The 17977-nt window shown below is 67.2% G+C and carries 13 protein-coding genes; 7 read left to right on the top strand and 6 right to left on the bottom strand.

The features are described from left to right. Positions 1 to 19: 19 nt before the first annotated feature. From IM738_RS18945 to IM738_RS18930, 4 genes are all read right to left on the bottom strand, one after another. Complete coding sequence (locus tag IM738_RS18945) at positions 20 to 1096, bottom strand: branched-chain amino acid ABC transporter permease (protein ID WP_236962598.1); 1077 nt, start codon at positions 1094 to 1096, stop codon at positions 20 to 22. A 33-nt stretch (positions 1097 to 1129) separates the two neighbouring features. Beyond that, the gene (locus IM738_RS18940; protein WP_236962597.1) at positions 1130 to 2059 is read right to left on the bottom strand and encodes a branched-chain amino acid ABC transporter permease; all 930 of its coding nucleotides are present in this window, start codon (positions 2057 to 2059) and stop codon (positions 1130 to 1132) included. A 155-nt stretch (positions 2060 to 2214) separates the two neighbouring features. Further along, positions 2215 to 2997: an ABC transporter ATP-binding protein gene (locus IM738_RS18935; RefSeq protein WP_236962596.1), complete on the bottom strand. Its 783-nt coding sequence runs from the start codon at positions 2995 to 2997 to the stop codon at positions 2215 to 2217. Further along, a complete protein-coding gene (locus IM738_RS18930) occupies positions 2994 to 4940 on the bottom strand; it encodes an AMP-dependent synthetase/ligase (protein WP_236962595.1) in 1947 nt (648 codons plus the stop codon). The genes IM738_RS18935 and IM738_RS18930 overlap by 4 nt, the downstream gene beginning before the upstream one ends. Positions 4941 to 5276: 336 nt before the next feature. On the opposite strand from IM738_RS18930, the gene IM738_RS18925 reads away from it, so the two are divergent. The 3 genes from IM738_RS18925 (at position 5277) to IM738_RS18915 (ending at position 10439) form a co-directional block, all read left to right on the top strand. Continuing rightward, complete coding sequence (locus IM738_RS18925; protein WP_236962594.1) at positions 5277 to 8750, top strand: glycosyltransferase family 39 protein; 3474 nt, start codon at positions 5277 to 5279, stop codon at positions 8748 to 8750. Further along, on the top strand, positions 8747 to 9637 hold the full coding sequence (locus IM738_RS18920) for a UbiA family prenyltransferase (RefSeq protein ID WP_236962593.1): 891 nt from the start codon (positions 8747 to 8749) through the stop codon (positions 9635 to 9637). The genes IM738_RS18925 and IM738_RS18920 overlap by 4 nt, the downstream gene beginning before the upstream one ends. Before the next feature lie 85 nt (positions 9638 to 9722). After that, positions 9723 to 10439, top strand: a complete 717-nt coding sequence (locus IM738_RS18915; protein WP_236966360.1) for a Crp/Fnr family transcriptional regulator — start codon at positions 9723 to 9725, stop codon at positions 10437 to 10439. A 146-nt stretch (positions 10440 to 10585) separates the two neighbouring features. On the opposite strand, the gene IM738_RS18910 is transcribed toward IM738_RS18915, so the two are convergent. Beyond that, positions 10586 to 10936, bottom strand: coding sequence for a hypothetical protein (locus tag IM738_RS18910; RefSeq protein ID WP_236962592.1), 351 nt, complete (start codon positions 10934 to 10936; stop codon positions 10586 to 10588). A gap of 77 nt (positions 10937 to 11013) precedes the next feature. Here IM738_RS18910 and IM738_RS18905 point away from each other — a divergent pair, with 77 nt between their 5' ends. Beyond that, a complete protein-coding gene (locus IM738_RS18905; protein ID WP_336886528.1) occupies positions 11014 to 12273 on the top strand; it encodes a pseudouridine synthase in 1260 nt (419 codons plus the stop codon). 234 nt (positions 12274 to 12507) lie between these two features. Continuing rightward, positions 12508 to 13776, top strand: coding sequence for an esterase/lipase family protein (locus tag IM738_RS18900; protein ID WP_236962591.1), 1269 nt, complete (start codon positions 12508 to 12510; stop codon positions 13774 to 13776). A gap of 52 nt (positions 13777 to 13828) precedes the next feature. Here IM738_RS18900 and IM738_RS18895 read toward each other — a convergent pair whose 3' ends face one another. Next, complete coding sequence (locus IM738_RS18895) at positions 13829 to 14842, bottom strand: zinc-dependent alcohol dehydrogenase family protein (protein WP_236962590.1); 1014 nt, start codon at positions 14840 to 14842, stop codon at positions 13829 to 13831. Positions 14843 to 14944: 102 nt separating this feature from the next. Here IM738_RS18895 and IM738_RS18890 point away from each other — a divergent pair, with 102 nt between their 5' ends. Further along, positions 14945 to 15868, top strand: coding sequence for a LysR family transcriptional regulator (locus IM738_RS18890; RefSeq protein ID WP_236962589.1), 924 nt, complete (start codon positions 14945 to 14947; stop codon positions 15866 to 15868). 122 nt (positions 15869 to 15990) lie between these two features. Then, positions 15991 to 17940 carry a molecular chaperone HtpG gene (gene htpG, locus IM738_RS18885; protein WP_236962588.1) on the top strand — a complete coding sequence of 650 codons (1950 nt, stop codon included), beginning with the start codon at positions 15991 to 15993 and terminating at the stop codon, positions 17938 to 17940. The last annotated feature ends 37 nt before the right edge of the window (positions 17941 to 17977 follow it).

The following is a 17977-nucleotide window of genomic DNA, read 5'->3' as shown; positions in this document are numbered from 1 at the left end:
GGCGCAGGGGGTAGCCATCTCAATGCGGGAAGGGCCACAGGCGAAGCTTCTGCTTCGCAATGCTCCAGAGCTTGGCGAGGCCATGGGGTTCCACGATCAGGAACCACACGATCAGCGCGCCGAACACCATGAACTCGGTGTGCGACACGGTCGCCGTGGAAATCTCCACGCCCAACAGCGAACCCAGCGCGGGCAGGAACTGGTTCAGGAAGATGGGCAGCACCACGATGAAGGCCGCGCCGAAGAAGCTGCCCATGATCGAACCCATGCCGCCGATGATCACCATGAACAGCAGCTGGAACGAGCGGTCGATCGAGAAGGCGGCCGGCTCCCACGAACCGAGGTGCACGAAGGCCCACAACGCGCCCGCCACGCCGACGATGAAGGAGCTGACCGCGAACGCGCTGAGCTTGGCGTACATCGGGCGGATGCCGATCACGGCGGCCGCCACGTCCATGTCGCGGATCGCCATCCACTCGCGGCCGATGGCCGAGCGCACCAGGTTCTTGGCCAGCAGGCCGAACACCACCAGGAAGCTCAGGCAGAACAGGTACTTCTGCACCGGCGTCTCGATCGGCATGCCGAACATCTGCATGTTGGACACCGACACCGAGCCCGAGGCGTTGTTGTTGGTGAACCAGCCGATGCGCAGGAAGGCCCAGTCGCAGAAGAACTGCGCTGCCAGCGTGGCCACCGCGAGGTACAGGCCCTTGACGCGCAGGCTGGGGATGCCGAAGAACATGCCCACCAGCGTGGCAAAGAAGCCGCCCGAGAGCAGGGCGATGACCAGCGGCATGCCTTCGATGCGGATGTAGGTGTTGTAGGCCATGTAGGCGCCCACGGCCATGAAGGCGCCCGAACCCAGCGAGATCTGGCCGCAGTAGCCCACCAGGATGTTCACGCCCAGCGCGGCCAGCGCCAGGATCAGGAACGGAATCAGGATGGCGCGGAACATGTACTCGTCCACCAGGAACGGCACGCCGATGAAGGCGAACGCGATCAGTGCGAGGATGGCCCAGCGGTCCTGCGCGATCGGGAAGATCTGCTGGTCGGTGCGGTAGGAGGTCTTGAATTGACCGTTTTCACGATAGAACATGGTGCGAGCCCTTTCTTTGTTTTCGTTGTGCGGTCACACGCGGTCGATGATCTTCTCGCCGAACAGTCCTTGCGGCCGGAACAGCAGGAACACCAGCGCCAGCACATACGCGAACCAGATCTCGATGCCGCCGCCGACCATGGGGCCGAGGTAGACCTCGGAGAGCTTCTCGCCCACGCCGATGATCAGGCCGCCGATGATGGCGCCGGGCACCGAAGTCAGGCCGCCCAGGATGATCACGGGCAGGGCGCGCAGGGCCACCGTGGTGAGCGAGAACTGCACGCCCATCTTGGAGCCCCAGATGATCCCGGCCACCAGCGCGGTGATTCCGGCCACGAACCAGACGATGACCCAGATGCGGTTGAGCGGGATGCCGATGGACTGCGCTGCCTGGTGGTCGTCGGCCACGGCGCGCAACGCGCGGCCGGTGCTGGTCTTCTGGAAGAACAGAGACAACACCACCACCAGCAAGGCCGCGACGCAGGCCGCGTACACGTCTTCCAGGTTCACCAGCACGCCACCTTCGAAAACGCCTTCGAGCAGGAAGATCGGGTCCTTGGGCATGCCGACGTCGATCTGGTAGATGTCCGAACCGAAGATGGTCTGGCCCAGGCCGTCGAGGAAGTAGGTGATGCCCAGCGTCGCCATCAACAGCGTCACGCCTTCCTGGTTGACCAGGTGGCGCAGCACCAGCCGTTCGATCAGCCAGGCCAGCACGAACATGCAGGCCGCCGCGACGGCAAAGGCGAGCACGTTGCCGAGGAACTTGTTGTCCAAGCCCAGCCACTCGGGGATCCATTGCGAGAAGCGGGCCATGGCCAGCGCCGCGAACAGCACCATCGCGCCCTGCGCGAAGTTGAAGACGCCCGAAGCCTTGTAGATCAGCACAAAGCCGAGCGCGACCAGCGAATACAGCATGCCGGCCATCAGGCCGCCCAGCAAAGTTTCCAGAAAAAAAGCCATGAGTTATCTCCCCCCCGTTGCTTGCTCGCTGCGCGTAGCCGCATCCCCCCTCAAGGGGGCGGCGCTGGCAGCCCGGCAAAGCCGGATCTGCGGCGCCCTGGGTTGGCGCTCCTTCAGGTGGACTGGTGTGTTGTTCTGATACATGGTCTGTCCCATCAATGAGATGTGCCGAGGTACGCGCTGATGACTTCTTCGTTGTTGCGCACTTCTTCCGGGGTGCCGTCGCCGATCTTCTTGCCGTAGTCGAGCACCACCACGCGGTCGGAGATGTCCATCACCACGCCCATGTCGTGTTCGATCAGCACGATGGTGGTGCCGAACTCGTCGTTCACGTCCAGGATGAAGCGGCTCATGTCCTGCTTCTCTTCCAGGTTCATGCCGGCCATGGGCTCGTCGAGCAGCAGCACCTGCGGCTCCATCGCCAGGGCGCGCCCCAGGTCCACGCGCTTTTGCAGGCCGTAGGGCAGCTGGCCCACGGGCGTCTTGCGGAAGGCCTGGATTTCCAGGAAGTCGATGATGTGTTCGACGAACTCGCGGTGCTGCTCTTCTTCGCGCTGGGCCGGGCCGAGGCGCAGCGCCTGCAGGAAGAGGTTGCTCTTGATGCGCAGGTTGCGGCCGGTCATGATGTTGTCGATCACGCTCATGCCCTTGAACAGCGCCAGGTTCTGGAAGGTGCGCGCGATGCCCATCTCGGCCACCTGCCGGCTGTTCATGTGCTTGAAGGTCTGGCCGCGGAAGCTGATGCTGCCCTCCTGCGGCTGGTACACGCCGTTGATGCAGTTGAGCATGGAGCTCTTGCCCGCGCCGTTGGGGCCGATGATGGCTCGCACCTCGTGTTCCTTCACGTTGAAGGAAATGTCGGTCAGCGCCTTCACGCCGCCGAAGCGCAGGCTGATGTTTTGCACGTCCAGGATGACGTCGCCAATCTTTTTGGTCATGCCGCAGCTTTCACAGGAGCAAAGGTTTTCGCATCGCGCACCTGCAACGTGGCGCTCACGCTGCCGGTGCGGCCGTCTTCGAACTTCACCTGGGTTTCGATGTACTGCTCGGTCTTGCCGCTGTAGAGGGCGTCGACCAGGGCGCTGTATTTGTCGGCAATGAAGCCGCGACGGACCTTGTTGGTGCGGGTCAGCTCGCCGTCGTCGGCGTCCAGCTCCTTGTGCAGCACCAGGTAACGGCTGATCTGGCTGCCGGCGAGCAGCTCGTCTCGGCTCAGGTCGGCGTTGACTTTCTCCACGCACTCACGGATCAGCTCGTACACCTCAGGCTTCTGCGCCAGGTCGGTGTAGCCGGCGTAGGGCAGGTTGCGGCGCTCGGCCCAGTTGCCCACGGCCTCGAAGTCGATGTTGACCATCACGCAGACCTTCTCGCGCTGGTCACCATAGGCCACCACCTCCTTGATCTGCGAGAAGAACTTGAGTTTGTTCTCCACGTACTTGGGCGCGAACATGGCGCCGTCGTTGCTGCCGCCCTTGATGCGGCCCACGTCTTTCACGCGGTCGATGATCTTCAGGTGGCCCGACGCGTCGATGAAGCCGGCGTCGCTGGTGTGGTACCAGCCGTCGGCGGTGAGCACCTCGGCCGTGGCCTCGGGGTTCTTGTAGTAACCCTTGAGCAGGCCGGGCGACTTGACCAGGATCTCGCCGGTCTCGCTGAGCTTGATCTCCACGCCCTCACAAGGCACGCCCACCGTGTCGGCGCGCGCTTCGTGGTCGGGCTGCAGGCAGACGAACACGGCGGTTTCGGTCGAGCCGTAGAGCTGCTTGAGGTTGATGCCGATGGAGCGGTAGAAGCTGAACAGGTCGGGCCCGATGGCCTCGCCGGCGGTGTAGGCCACGCGCACGCGGGACAGGCCCAGGCTGTTGCGCAGCGGGCCGTACACGAAGAGGTTGCCCAGCGCGTACTTGAGGCCGTCCAGAAAGCCGACCGACTTGCCGTCCATCTTGGCCGGGCCGACGCGACGTGCCACGTCCATGAAGGCGTGGAACATCTTGCGTTTGATCGTGCCCGCGTCTTCCATGCGGATCATCACCGTGGTGAGCAGGCCCTCGAACACGCGCGGCGGCGCGAAGTAATACGTGGGGCCGACTTCCTTCAGGTCGATGGTGACGGTGGCGCCCGACTCCGGGCAGTTCACCACGTAGCCGGCCACCAGCCACTGTGCATACGAAAAGATGTTCTGGCCGATCCAGGCCGGCGGCAGGTAGGCCAGCACCTCGTCGGCGCTGGTCAGCTTGTCGAAGCGCGCGCCCACGTCGGCGCGGTTGATCAGCGTGTGGTGCGTGTGCACCACGCCCTTGGGGTTGCCGGTGGTGCCCGAGGTGAAGAACATCGCGGCCACGTCGTCGGGCTGCGCCATGTCCACCTGCTGCTGGAACAGCTGGGGGTGGATCTTGGCAAACGCCTGGCCGGCGCCGATGAGTTCTTCCAGCGCGCCCAGGCCGGGCTGGTCGTAGTGGCGCAGGCCGCGCGGGTCGTCGTAGTAGATGTGCGAGAGCTGCGGGCAGCGGTCGCGGATTTCGAGCATCTTGTCGACCTGCTCCTGGTCTTCCACCACCGCGAAGCGCACCTCGGCGTTGTTGATGGGGAACACGCATTCGGCGCCCACGGCGTCCTGGTACAGCGGCACCGGAATCGCGCCCAGCGACTGCGCGGCCAGCATGGTGGCGTAGAGGCGCGGGCGGTTGGCGCCGATCACCACCATGTGCTCACCGCGCTGCAGGCCCGCCTGATGCAGGCCGCAGGCGATGGCTTCCACCAGCTGCGCCATGGCGGCCCAGGTCGTGGTTTGCCAGATACCGTATTCCTTTTCGCGCATCGCGGCCGCGTCGGGACGCTGCTTCGCGTGAGCCAGCAAAAGCCGGGGGAAAGTCGTTTGCATTGCCAAAATCTCCTGGGTCCGAGGGTCGGGACAGACCGCTTCCGGGATCTGTGGGGCACCCCACGTTCAAATCACTCTGGTCGCGATGGTAGGCAGATGTTTGACGTTATGTTGTCGGTACGACGACAATTGAGGGTTGACCCCTGCTAGGACTTTCCCTAGGGGCGCCCCGCCCAGCAAGCGCCCGAACGGCACCCCGCCATTCAAGCCGCGGCGCTGGCTGTCGAACCTCTGGATGCCGCGCGAGGGCGCGCATGGGTGCACCCGACAATGGGGGCAGGCCGCCACCGCAGCGCAGACCGTCCACGGACGAGACCACACCTCGAAACGCCACGCATGTTTTTTTTCATCTCCCTGCTGTTGATGGTCTGGGTCTCGCTGCGCTGGGCCTCGCGACTCGCTCGCACACCGGCCGACGGCTACTGGATCTTTGTGGCCAGCGTGATGCTGCAGGTCGGTGCGATCACCAGCCTGACCTCCTTGGTTCACCAGCTGACCCCGGCGGGGTGGTTGCTGTTTCAGGGGCTGTTGTGCGCACTGACCCTGCGGTTCACGGGCGGCTGGCACTGGCCCACGCGGCAAGGTGTCGAACAGGCTGTGAGCCGGCTGCGCTCGGGGTTGGCGGCGTTTGTCGGGGGGCTTTCGGTGTGGGGCCTCCTGCTCCTGTGCGTCATCGGCGCGGTCGTCCTGCTGGCGATGGTGCGGCAGGGGATGGAGCCGCTGCGGAACTCGGACGACTGGCTGTATCACGCCACGCGGGTCATCCACTGGATCCAGAACCGCAGCGTGTTTCCCTACAGCGCGCACATCATCCAGCAGAACATCGTGCCGTTCGGCAGTGAGCTGTTTTTCCTGTGGCCGGTGTTGCTGACCAAGTCGGAGCTGGTCGGCCGTCTGGTGTTCGGGCTGGCGTTGCCGCTGGCGACCGTCGGGCAGTACCTGCTCTTGCGCGCATTGAGGCTGGGGCAGACCGCGGCCCTGGCGGGTGTGCTGGTCCTGGTCTCGACGCCACTGGTGCTCTCCAGCGCGATGGGCCTCAAGCCGGAAATCTGGGCGATCCTGACCTTGCTCGGTCTCGCTCACTGGGCGGTGACGGTGGGTGCCGCGCCGGGGCCGATCCGGTGTTTCTTCCTGGGCGTGTTCGCGGTCCTGAGCATCAATGTCCGGTCGTTCCCGGTGGTGCTGCTGCCCAGCCTGGTGCTGATCGTGTGGTGGGCGTCCGGCGAGGTGTCACGTGTCCGGCAGCTGAAGTTCCTGGCCGCAGGAGGACTGTGTGGAGGACTGTTGAGCGCGCTGCTGATCCCCTTGGTCTTCAACACCGTCAACCACGGTCACCCGATGGGGCCCGAGCTGGCGCAACAGGCGGTGAAAGCGCAGATCGAGCCACAAGTCATGTACACGCACGCGGTGCGCTTTGCCTTCCAGACGCTGGAGTTGCCTGTCGTGCCTGTTTCTGAGGAAGCTCGCGCCGGCTTCAGTCGGGCGGCCAACCAGGCGATGGCCGCGTTGGGGGCGGGCGAGCCCTTGCTGGGCGAGAAGGACCAATCCTGGCCGGGCCTGTTTGCCTACACGCTGCCAGAGCAGGCCGCCCGGTATTCGCTGTGGGGGCTGCTCTGGATGCCGGTGCTGCTGGTCGCGCTGGTGCACCTGGCGCGCAACCTGGTGTCGACATGGCCCCGCGTCAGGCTGACCGATGTCTCGGTGCTGGCCTTGCTGGCCATTCCCCTGTGGGCGGCGATTCTGTTCGGGGCGCGCTGGATGGTCCATTCGGACGTGCCCGGGCGGTTTCTGGTGGGCGCCTATGCGCTGGCCTTGACTCTGGGCATCGCGGTGCTGGCCCCACGCCTGTCGGGCAGCCGCGTTGCCAGGGCATTGGCGGCGTTGGCGGTCGTGTACGCCGCGTTCCAGCCCATCCGGTCTCTGGTCCAGAACGTGTGGCAACCGGCTTCCGGGGCGGCGACCGGTGTGGTGCTCAGCGAACCGTTCAGCGAGGTGACCAGATCGGTGTTGCCCTCCGGGTCCCGTGTGCTGCTCGTGGGGGACAGGGATTCGCGCGAATACCCCCTCTTTTCACCGGAAACGCACTACGCCAACGCGGTGATTCCCTGGGGGAACGGCCGGTTCGACCCGGTCCGGATGCGCCGGATCATGGACACGGAGCGGGTGACCCATGTGTTGATCCACAACGATAAGCGGGCCAGCTTTCTCTGGTCGCCGGCCCACGATACCCGCGAGTTCGTGCGGTGGCTCAACGAGGATGCGAACCTGAGGGACATCCCGTTGCGCTCGCCGGGTCAGCGGCTGTACGAGGTGAAGGGCTCGCCCATGAACGAGCTGCCGTTGGCCCACACGGAAGTTCCCGCCGCGTTGCCCCTGGTGAGGGTCGCGCCCCCGCTCATGAACCAGGTGGGGATTGATCCCGCGATGTGGCAGACACCCTGGCCCGTGGAAGACCATGGAGGCCAGGAGCGCGGGTTCCTGTGGTTGGGGCAGGGGGCCGCCGAAGGGATCGAGTTTGCGCTGTGGTCGCGGCAGGACCGCGACGTGGACCTGCGGCTCGATGTGGTGCCCGGCCCCGGTCTCACCACTTCCGATCGCAGGTTCCTGTTGCTCCACGATGGTCTGCCGGTGGGACGGGAGCGCACCTTCGAGGGTGCAGCCTCTGTCGTGGTGCGCACCCGCCTCCACGCGGGACGCAACCTCATCAACCTCCTGGCGCTGGACAGCGCCACGGTCAATCCCTTGCCCAGTGGCGATGCCCGGAACCTGGTTCTTGGCCTGAGCGACATCCGTGTCGAACCGGCACAGGCAGGGATTGCCGAGGACCCTGAAGCCCGCACGCCAGACGGTGAGCTGGCCCGACGCGCAGGGCTGGCCGTGGGGCTGATCCACCGCCGGCAGCAGGCCGACGGTTACTGGCTCACTTCACACACCACCGGGACACGCTTTGAGCAGCCTGTGAAAGAGATGAACACCTACGTCACCGCCCTGATGGTCGATGTGCTCGGGAGCAAGGCCGACAACGTGGGTCTGGCGGGCAGCCTGGCGTTGGCCCGGAACCATCTGCAACAGCAGATCGAGTCCAGTGGCCTGGTCCGGTACCACGGCAAGCCCGGTGGACGCGCCATGAAAGAGAACGGCATGTGCACCATCACGCCGGACACCGACGACACCGCGCTGGTGTGGCGCCTGGCGCCGGGCGCCGATTCGCTGCGACCGGCCGCTCTGGAGACGCTGCGACGCTACCGCACCGCTGAAGGTCTGTACCAGACCTGGCTGGCGCCGCAAAGCGGGTACAGCTGCCTCAACCCCGGCGCCGACCCGAACCCTCCGGATGTGGGCATCCAGATGCACCTGCTCATGTGGCTGGCCCAGGTGGACCCGCCAGCCGCCCGAGCGCTGTGTACGGCGCTGCGCAACACCATCGATCAGGAACGCCTCTGGGTCTATTACCGCAAGGCGCCGCTGGTGCCCGTGATGCGCCAGACGGACCTGAAAGCCGTGGGCTGCGACTTGCAGCTGCCGCCGACCCGGGTGCAGACCGACATTCCAGAGCAGCGCGTCTGGCTGGATGCGGCCCGGATGCTGGTGGCGCTGGAAGGGGGCGGGGATCAGGTGCCTTCCCAGGCCCAGGTGCTTCAATTGCTGCAGGCGCTCTCGGACGACGGGTTTTCCGCGGTGAGACAGAATCCGCCCATGCTCTACCACAACGACCTCAGCGCCTCGGTGTCGCGGCTGTACTGGTCAGAGGATGTGGGGTACGCCATCTGGCTGCGGCTGTATCTGAACAGCGCGGGTCGCCAGCCATGACGGATCGGTCTCCCGTTGCGCCTTGGGCGCTGCGTCTGTTGTCGTGCATCCGGTTCGACGAGGTCCTGGTGCTTCAGGGCACGCCCCTGCTGGGTGCCGTGTTCGCGATGAGCCAGCTCACGAACCAGAGCGTGATGGCGCTCATGCTGCTGGCGGCCGGCAACGCCTTCCTGGTGGCTCACGTCTTTTTGCTCAACGACTGGGCCGGCGTCCACCAGGACCTTCGGGACCCCGCACGTTCGGCGGGCGTGTTCCTGAACCGAGGCATTCGGCGCCATGAGGTCGCGGCCTTGCTCCTGCTGCTGCTCCTGTTGAGCTTGATGGCCTTCAGCCAGCTGGGGCCTGCAACGCTGGGCTTGGGGCTGATGATCGCCGTCGCGAGCGCGCTGTACTCCGTCCCCCATGTCTATATGAAGGGTGTCCCCCTGGTCAGCTCGGCGCTGCACCTGGTCAGTGGCGTGCTGCACTTCTTGCTGGGCTATTCCGTGTTTCGAAGCCCCGACATCCATGGCCTGCAGATTGCGCTGTTCTTTGCCGTGATCTTCAGCGCGGGGCACCTGACACAGGAGGTTCGCGACCGCGAGGCCGACCTGGGCAACGGCATCCACACCAACGCGGTGAAGTTCGGCAAGAAGCGGGTCTTCATCGTCAGCTTCGCGCTGTTCAACTTCGCCGACGCGCTGTTGATCCTGCTGGCTTTGAACGGCGCCGTGCCGCAAGGGCTGGCCCTTGTCGTCGCCGCGATCTACCCCTTGCATCTCCACTGGACGCTGCAGGCGATGCGTGAGGGCCTGCCGTTCCAGAGCGTGCGCCGACTGCAGATCCGCTACCGTGCGCTGTACGCGGGCATGGGTGCCGTCATGATCATGTCCGTGCTGTTGACATGACAACGTGCCGCCGTTTCAGGAGCGGGGGGCCGTTCGGCCCCCCGACATGGACATCACGAGTGACAGGACCAACGCCATGGCGCCCATGACACCCCTGCGCTCCGGTGCCGCGCTGCGAGAGCGCGCCCGTGCGCCTGAGGCCAGCGAACTGGCCCAGATTCCCTGGTTGCAGCGCCTGACCGAGAGCGAGCGGCAGCGCGCGGTCGACGCGCTGGTGGTGACGCAGGCGCAGGTCGGCGACTACATCTGCCGCATCGGCCGGCCCGTGACCTACTGGTTCGGCCTGGTCGACGGTCTGCTCAAGATGAGCAACGACGACTCGCAAGGCCCGGTGATCACCTTCACCGGTGTGGCGCCGGGCGGCTGGTTCGGCGAAGGCACGGTGCTCAAACACGAGCAGTACCGCTACAACATCCAGGCCCTGCGCCGCAGCCACGTGGCCGGCCTGCCGGTCGAGACCTTTGACTGGCTGCTCGACCACTCGATCGGGTTCAACCGGTTTGTCATGTTCCAGCTCAACGAGCGGCTGGGCCAGTTCATCGCCGCGCGCGAGATCGACCGCATCAACAACCCCGACCTGCGCGTGGCGCGCAACCTCGCGGCGCTGTTTCACCCGTTGCTCTCGCCCAACGTGGGCGGCATCCTGCGCATCACCCAGCAGGAGCTGGCGTACCTCGTCGGCCTCTCGCGCCAGCGGGTCAACGAAGCGCTGTCCACGCTGGCTGAGAAGGGCTGGATCCGCATCGAGTACGGCGGCCTGCGGGTGCTGGACCTTGCGGCGCTGCGGCAAGGCGAGTTGTAGGCCCCCCTGCGCCGCTTCGCGGCTTCCCCCCGGGGGGACAACGCGAGTGGCCCGGCGAAGCCGGTTCCACCGCGTTCTGGGTTGAGGCACGCGCTCCGGTGGGGTTTCCAGATTGAGGCACGCTCCGGAGGCAGGCCTCGTGAACCTCAATTGCGCGCCGTGGTGCCCGTCGGCAAGGTGCAGGCCGTGCGGCTGGCGCGCGCCCGGATCGCGTCCAGGTGGGCGCGCACCGCGTCCAGCGCCTGGGCGTGGCCGCGGTCCTTCGGCGGACGCGGGGAATCGGTGACCGGCTGCCCGCTCGCGATGCGCGCGACCTCGCCGCTCAGCTGGTCTTCGTGGTCGCGCATGTCGCGCCAGGCCTCGCCCAGGTCGGCGCAGCCGTGATCCGCGTAGGTGCGCTCGGAAATCGGTGGCTCTGCATCCGGGTTGGACCGCGCGGCACACGCGTTCAGCAGCAGGAGGCTCAAAGCTGCGCAGGTGGCAGGGAAACGTTTCATCGAGAGGCACCTTGATCTGGGGTCACAAACCGTCGATTGTGCCGATGCCGCCGCGCCAATCTGGGATGATCCCCTCCATGACCACCGACAAGCCCGCACGCACCCTCAAGCTCACCCCGGGCGCCGCCAAAAAGACCGCCCCCGACCCCTTCGCGCCGCGCCGCGCCCCGGTGCGCCCGCCCGGTCCGGCCCGCGCCAAGAGCGTGTCGGCCTCCGCCCCCAAGCCGCCGCGTGAACCCTCACCTGGCCGCGGTGCCCAACGGGCTGGCCCCGAAGGCGAGCGTGCCGAGCGGCCCCGCTATGGCGCCGACCGCCCGGGCAGCGACCGGCCCACAGGCCCCCGACCCACCGGCGACCGCCCGCGCTCAGGCCCCGGAGCCGCACCGCGCGGTGACGACCGTGGCTGGAGCGAGCGTCCGGCCCCGCGCCGCGCCGACCCGCGCGACGCACCCTATGGCGCGGCCGACCGCCCGCAACGCGCGCCGTCCGCTGCCCCGCGCCCGGTGCAGCCGCACCGGCCCGACCTCGCCCGCGTGGGCAACGTGCGCGGTGAAATCCGCCTCAACAAACGCATGGCCGACCTCGGCCTGTGCTCGCGCCGCGAGGCCGACGAGTGGATCGCGCGCGGCTGGGTGCTGGTCAACGGCGAGCCCGCCGTCATGGGCATGCCCGTGGCGCCCGACGCCAACGTGGAGGTGCTGCCCCAGGCGCGCCACCAGCAGGCGGGCCAGGTGACGATCCTGCTGCACAAGCCCATGGGCTACGTGAGCGGCCAGCCCGAAGACGGCCACGAAGCCGCCGCCACGCTGATCGGCGCACCCAGCCAGTGGCGTGGCGATGCCCGCCACCCGGCCGACGGCCGCCGTTTCGCCCCCGAACACACGCGCGGCCTCGCGCCCTGTGGCCGCCTCGACATCGACTCCGTCGGCCTGCTCGTGCTCACGCAGGACGGCCGCATCGCGCGCCAGCTCATCGGCGAGAGCAGCGGCATCGAAAAGGAATACCTGGTGCGCGTGCACTACGCACCCAACGGCCCGCACGGCGCGGGCGTGGTCACGCAGGACGTGCAGTCCGTTTTTCCCGCCGCCCAGCTGGCCCGGCTGCGCCACGGACTGAGCCTGGACGACCAGCCCCTGAAGCCCGCCCAGGTGGACTGGATGAACCCCGAGCAGCTGCGCTTCATATTGAAAGAAGGCAAGAAGCGCCAGATCCGCCGCATGTGCGAACAGGTCGGCCTGCACGTGGTGGGCCTCAAGCGCATCCGCATCGGGAACGTGGTGCTGGGCAATCTGCCGGTGGGGCAGTGGCGGTATCTGGGGGCTGGGGAGAGTTTCTGAGCCCCTTGGCAGCGGCATTGAACGTGGCGGTCATTTGATACGGACTTCCAATGAGTCTCGGCCCAGTCCAAGGGCGTATTGCTGATCTGGCTTCATGGCCGGAGCCGTTTCCGACTGACAGGCACGAGGCCGCCTTCGGGGGACGCCGTGGTCGTGTTTTTGCGAGTTTCTAACCCTTGGCACCATTGGTGAGGCGTGTCTACCGTCGCTCCATGGCCACCGCCACAATGCCCCATGACCGCTCCCACCCCACCCACCACCCCCCAACACGCCGTGTTGCGCCATGTGCGCCCATCGGACCTGAAGGCCGTGGCGCAGCTGATCCTGCAGGCGACGCAGGGCGCCATCAACATCACCGAGGGGGTGCATCAGTCGGTGCGGCGGCGGCTGGGAATGTCGAACGGGGCTTCCGCTGAGCAGGCCGGTGGACTGACCGGGCAGGTGTACCAGGCTGTGCGCGGTGTGACCCGGCTGGTGGGCCGCGGCACGGACACCGTGCTGGGCCTGTTGCTGCCGCTGCTGGACGACCCTGCCAAGCACCCCGAGGCTTCGCCCGCGCGTGAGGCGGTGCTGGCGGCGCTGAACGGCGTGCTGGGCGACAAGCTGCTGGCCATGGGCAACCCGCTGGCGCAGCCGATGGAGCTGCGCTTCGATGGCGCGACGCTGTCGCTGGGCGAGGCCGATGCGCTGGCCGCATCGCTCGGCACGGCGACGGGTTCGCACCTGCTCTTGCTGGCGCATGGCCTGTGCATGAGCGACACGCAATGGCGCCGCAGTGGGCATGACCATGGCCAATTCCTCGCACGGGCACTCGGCTGCACGCCGGTCTACCTGCGCTACAACTCCGGCCTGCACACCTCCGTCAACGGCCGTGAACTGGCCGCGTTGATGGACCGGCTGGTGGCGGCCTGGCCGGTGCCGCTGGAGCGCATCACGATCGTGGGCCACAGCATGGGCGGGCTGGTGGCGCGTTCGGCCGTGCAGGTGGCGCGCGAGGCGGGCCAGCGCTGGCCGGGGCTGCTGCGCGAGCTGGTGTTTCTGGGCACGCCGCACCACGGCGCGCCGCTGGAGCGCGCGGGCCACGGGGTGGACCTGCTGCTGGCGTCCTCGCCGCACACGGCGCCGTTCGCCCGGCTGGGCCGCATCCGCAGCGCGGGCATCACCGACCTGCGCCACGGCCATGTTCAGGATGTGGACTGGCAGAGCCGTGACCAGTTCGATTCGCCCGACGACCACCGCGTGCCGCTGCCGCTGCCCGAGGGCGTGGCCTGTTTCACCGTGGCGGCCTCGCTGGTCGGTCAGCGCGGACTGCTGGCCGACCGGTTGATGGGCGATGGCCTGGTGCCGCTCCGCAGCGCGCTGGGCCAGCACGACGAGCCCGCGCGCCGGCTGGTGTTTGCGAAGGACAGCCAGCACATCGTCTACCGCACCGGCCACCTGGAGCTGCTCTCCAGCCCGGTGGTGGCGCAGCAGCTCCTGCACTGGCTGGCACCCACGGCCTGAGCGTTCGCCGGGCGGGGTGTGGCCCAAAGCCCCGGCGCTCGGGCTCCCTGCGTCAGAACGTGACCACGATCTTGCCGAAAGCGCCTCGGGCCAGGTGGTCCAGCGCGGCGGTCAGCTCGCTGGCCTTGTAGGTGGCGGCCACGGTGGGCGTGAGCCCGTTCACGTCGATGGCGCGCACCAGATCCTCCAGGGCACGGCGGTGCCCCACGTTGATGCCTTGCAGCACGGTCCGGTGGCGAATCAGCGGGTAGGCGGACGTGCCGATGCGGTCGCCGTCCAGCACGCCAATGACCGACAGCCGTCCGCCTGCCGCCAGGGCTTGCACCGAACGCTCCACGTTGGCGCCGCCCACCAGTTCCAGCACGTGGTCCGCGCCGTGGCCCTGGGTCAGTTGGTGCAGCTCGGCGACCCAGTCGCCATCCCGCGCCAGGGCATGGGTGGCACCCATCGCCAGCACCTGCTCGCGTTTGCTGGCGTCGCCCGAGACCACCACCGTGCGCGCGCCGTGCAAGCGTGCCAGTTGCAGGCCGAACAGCGCGACGCCGCCGGTGCCGTGGATCAGCACGGTCTGGCCGGCGCGCAGCCCGCCCTGTTCGATCAGGGCAAACCAGGCGGTCAGGGCCGCACAGGGCAGGGTGCTGGCCTGCGCAGGGCTCAGCGTGGTGGGCGCGGCCGCGACCCATTGCGCGTCCAGTAGCACGTGGGATGCCAACATGCCGGGGCCGGGTCCGCCCAGGGGAAAGACCTCGGGCGAAGGTTTGCCGTCGATCCAGCCAGCGTAGAAGCTGCTGATCACTGCGTCGCCGGCTTGCCAGCGCTTGACGCCGTCGCCCACGGCGAGCACGCGGCCGGCCATGTCGGAGCCGGGCGTCCAGGGGGCGGTGAAGGGCGTGCCCATGCCGTTGTGAATCATCAGCAGATCGCGGTAGTTGAGCGAAGCGGCGGCCACCTGCACCAGGATTTGGCCCGGCCCCGGGGTGGGCATGGGGGCCTCGACGTGGCTGAGGTGCTGGCGGCCATAGGCGCTGAGTTGCCAGCGGGAAAGGGTGTTGGGTGCGTCCGTCATGGTGTGTTGCTTGAAGGGTTGAAACCAGCGACCGATGCTATTGGTTCCAAAGATTGCTGTGTGGTGGATAATTTTCAACACATTGTTGATTTGGGGTTGTCAATGAGCGAAAGTTTCAGGGGCGTGGAAGAGTTCGTGGCGGCGGTGGAGGCCGGCAGCTTTGCGCAAGCGGCGCAGCGCCTGCACATCACCCGCTCGGCGGTGGCCAAGAGCATTTCGGTGATGGAGTCGCGCCTGGGTGTGCGGCTGTTCCACCGCACCACCCGCAGCCAGAGCCTGACCGACGAGGGTGCTGCCTGTTACGAACGCTGCCGCCGCGCACTGCAGGAACTGGAGGCCGCGCGGCAGGAGATCGATGCGGGCCGGCTGGTGCCCACCGGGCGCGTGCGCGTGTCGTTGCCCGACGTGGTGGGGCGCCGGTGTGTGGTGCCCTTGCTGCTGGAGCTGGCGCAGCAGCACCCCGAGCTGGTGCTGGAGGTGTCGCTGAACGACCGGCGTGTGGACTTGGTGGAAGACGGGGTGGACGTGGCGTTGCGCAGTGGCGAGCTGCCCGACAGCGCGGTGCTGTCGGCCCGGTCCGTCGGACACCAGTGGATGGGGTTGTATGCCGCGCCGGCCTACCTGGCCACCCGAGGCAGGCCCGCAGGCCTGGCCGACCTGCGCGCGCAATGCCCTGCGCACCGCTTCATCGCCTATGGTCGCGACGGGGCCGCCAAGCTGTGGCAGTTCGGCCAAGGCGAACGGGCTGAAGACACGCTGCCCATTCCCGCGCCGGCGTTGGTGTTCGACAGCCTCGAGGCCATGTGCGCCGCGGGCGTGGCGGGGCTGGGGCTGGTGCGTCTGCCGAAATGGCTGGTGGCGCCGGACGTGGCCTCGGGGCAATTGCTGCAGGTGTTTGACGAGCCGGAGCCGTTCGGCTTCCCCATGCACCTGCTGTGGCCGCACAGCCGGCGCCTGCCCTTGAAGACCCGGGTGGTGCTGGACCTGCTCGGGGAAAGGCTGCCCAGGCTGCTGGCCGCCTCTTGAAACGGGCCCGGCCACCGCCATCTGGTGAGCGGATCTGCGGTCCGGTGCCAGAATGCCGGTCCGCGCCACGCGCTATTCGATCCGGTGTGCGCCGGTCTGTCGTTTTCCAGCCAACTGAAATCATGAGCAAACAAACCCTGTCTTTCCAGGCCGAGGTGGCGCAGCTGCTGCACCTCGTCACCCATTCGCTGTATTCCAACCCCGAGATCTTCCTGCGCGAGCTGGTGTCCAACGCGTCTGACGCCTGCGACAAGCTGCGCTTTGAAGGCCTGAACAACGCCGCGCTGTTCGAAGACGCGCCCAACCTCGACGTGCGCGTGGCTTTCGACAAGGAAGCGAAGACCATCACCATCACCGACAACGGCATCGGCATGAGCCAGGCCGAAGCGGTGGAGCACCTGGGCACCATCGCCAAGAGCGGCACCAAGGACTTCATGAGCCACCTGAGCGGTGACCAGAAGAAGGACGCGCAGCTGATCGGCCAGTTCGGCGTGGGCTTCTATTCGGGCTTCATCGTGGCCGACAAGATCACGGTCGAGTCGCGCCGCGCCGGCCTGCCGGCGGCCGAGGGCGTGCGCTGGACCAGCGGCGGCACGGGCGAGTTCGAGGTGGAGACCATCGAGCGCGCCGCGCGCGGCACCACCATCACCCTGCACCTGCGCGACGACGCGGGCGAGTACCTGAGCCACTGGAAGCTCAAGTCGCTCATCACCAAGTACTCCGACCACATCAGCCTGCCGATCCTGATGCAGAAGGAAGCGTGGGACGCCGAGAAGAGCGAGTACGTGACGCAGGACGAGTGGGAAGCCGCCAACTCGGCCAACGCGCTGTGGGCGCGCAGCAAGAAGGACATTTCCGACGAGCAGTACGCCGATTTCTACAAGAACATCAGCTACGACCAGGAGGCCCCGCTGGCCTGGAGCCACAACCGGGTGGAAGGCAGCACCGAGTACACGCAGCTGCTCTACATCCCGGCCAAGGCGCCGATGGACCTGTGGAACCGCGACCGCAAGGCCGGCATCAAGCTCTACGTGCGCCGCGTGTTCATCATGGACGAGGCCGAGGCGCTGATGCCCTCGTACCTGCGCTGGGTCAAGGGCGTGGTCGATTCGGCCGATCTGCCGCTCAACGTGAGCCGCGAGCTGCTGCAGGAAAGCCGCGACGTGAAGGCGATCCGCGAAGGCAACACGCGCCGCGTGCTGGCCATGCTGGAAGACCTGGCGAAGAAGGACGTGGCGCCGAAGGCCGAAGAGGGCGCGGACGGCGTGACCGACGTGCTGAGCGACGACGAGAAGGCCGCGGCCGAGAAGGACGCCGGCAAGTACTCGGCCTTCTACGCCGAGTTCGGCGCCGTGTTGAAAGAAGGCCTGGGCGAAGATTTCGCCAACCGCGAGAAGATCGCCAGGCTGCTGCGCTTTGCCTCCACCACCAGCGACGCGGTGAGCGTGAGCCTGGCGGACTACAAGGCGCGCATGAAGGAAGGCCAGGCCGCGATCTACTACATCACGGCCGACAGCATCGCCGCCGCCAAGAACAGCCCCCAGCTCGAAGTGTTCAAGAAGAAGGGCATCGAGGTGCTGCTGATGGCCGACCGCGTGGACGAGTGGGCGGTGTCGCACCTGCACGACTTCGACGGCACGCCGCTGCAGAGCGTGGCCAAGGGCGCGGTGGATCTGGGCACCTTGCAGGACGAAGAAGAGAAGAAGGCCGCCGAAGCCGCCGCCGAGAGCTTCAAGCCCATGCTCGACAAGCTCAAGGAGGCGCTCAAGGACAAGGCGCAGGACGTGCGCGTGACCACGCGCCTGGTCGATTCCGCGGCCTGCCTGGTGGTGGGCGAGGGTGACCTCTCCAACCAGCTGGCTCGCATGCTCAAGGCCGCCGGCCAGCAGGCGCCGGCCAGCAAGCCCATCCTGGAGGTGAACGCCGAGCACCCGCTGGTGAAGAAGCTGGAGGGCAGCGCCCACTTCGACGACCTGGCCCACATCCTGTTTGACCAGGCCCTGCTGGCCGAAGGCGGCCTGCCGGAAAACCCTGCCGAGTATGTCAAGCGGGTGAATGCCCTGCTGGTGTGAACGGCGCGGCGGCGCAAAGCCGCCGCAACAGCCCCTT

The organism is Hydrogenophaga sp. SL48 (assembly GCF_021729865.1).
Classification (GTDB): Bacteria; Pseudomonadota; Gammaproteobacteria; order Burkholderiales; family Burkholderiaceae_C; genus Hydrogenophaga.
This window is presented reverse-complemented; position numbering and strand designations above follow the sequence as displayed.

Excerpts from the sequence above, each read along its gene's own strand:
- IM738_RS18945 (WP_236962598.1), bottom strand. The coding sequence starts at position 1,096 with ATGTTCTATCGTGAAAACGGTCAATTCAAGACCTCCTACCGCACCGAC.
- IM738_RS18940 (WP_236962597.1), bottom strand. The coding sequence starts at position 2,059 with ATGGCTTTTTTTCTGGAAACTTTGCTGGGCGGCCTGATGGCCGGCATG.
- IM738_RS18935 (WP_236962596.1), bottom strand. The coding sequence starts at position 2,997 with ATGACCAAAAAGATTGGCGACGTCATCCTGGACGTGCAAAACATCAGC.
- IM738_RS18930 (WP_236962595.1), bottom strand. The coding sequence starts at position 4,940 with ATGCAAACGACTTTCCCCCGGCTTTTGCTGGCTCACGCGAAGCAGCGT.
- IM738_RS18925 (WP_236962594.1), top strand. The coding sequence starts at position 5,277 with ATGTTTTTTTTCATCTCCCTGCTGTTGATGGTCTGGGTCTCGCTGCGC.
- IM738_RS18920 (WP_236962593.1), top strand. The coding sequence starts at position 8,747 with ATGACGGATCGGTCTCCCGTTGCGCCTTGGGCGCTGCGTCTGTTGTCG.
- IM738_RS18915 (WP_236966360.1), top strand. The coding sequence starts at position 9,723 with ATGACACCCCTGCGCTCCGGTGCCGCGCTGCGAGAGCGCGCCCGTGCG.
- IM738_RS18910 (WP_236962592.1), bottom strand. The coding sequence starts at position 10,936 with ATGAAACGTTTCCCTGCCACCTGCGCAGCTTTGAGCCTCCTGCTGCTG.
- IM738_RS18905 (WP_336886528.1), top strand. The coding sequence starts at position 11,014 with ATGACCACCGACAAGCCCGCACGCACCCTCAAGCTCACCCCGGGCGCC.
- IM738_RS18900 (WP_236962591.1), top strand. The coding sequence starts at position 12,508 with ATGACCGCTCCCACCCCACCCACCACCCCCCAACACGCCGTGTTGCGC.
- IM738_RS18895 (WP_236962590.1), bottom strand. The coding sequence starts at position 14,842 with ATGACGGACGCACCCAACACCCTTTCCCGCTGGCAACTCAGCGCCTAT.
- IM738_RS18890 (WP_236962589.1), top strand. The coding sequence starts at position 14,945 with ATGAGCGAAAGTTTCAGGGGCGTGGAAGAGTTCGTGGCGGCGGTGGAG.
- htpG (WP_236962588.1), top strand. The coding sequence starts at position 15,991 with ATGAGCAAACAAACCCTGTCTTTCCAGGCCGAGGTGGCGCAGCTGCTG.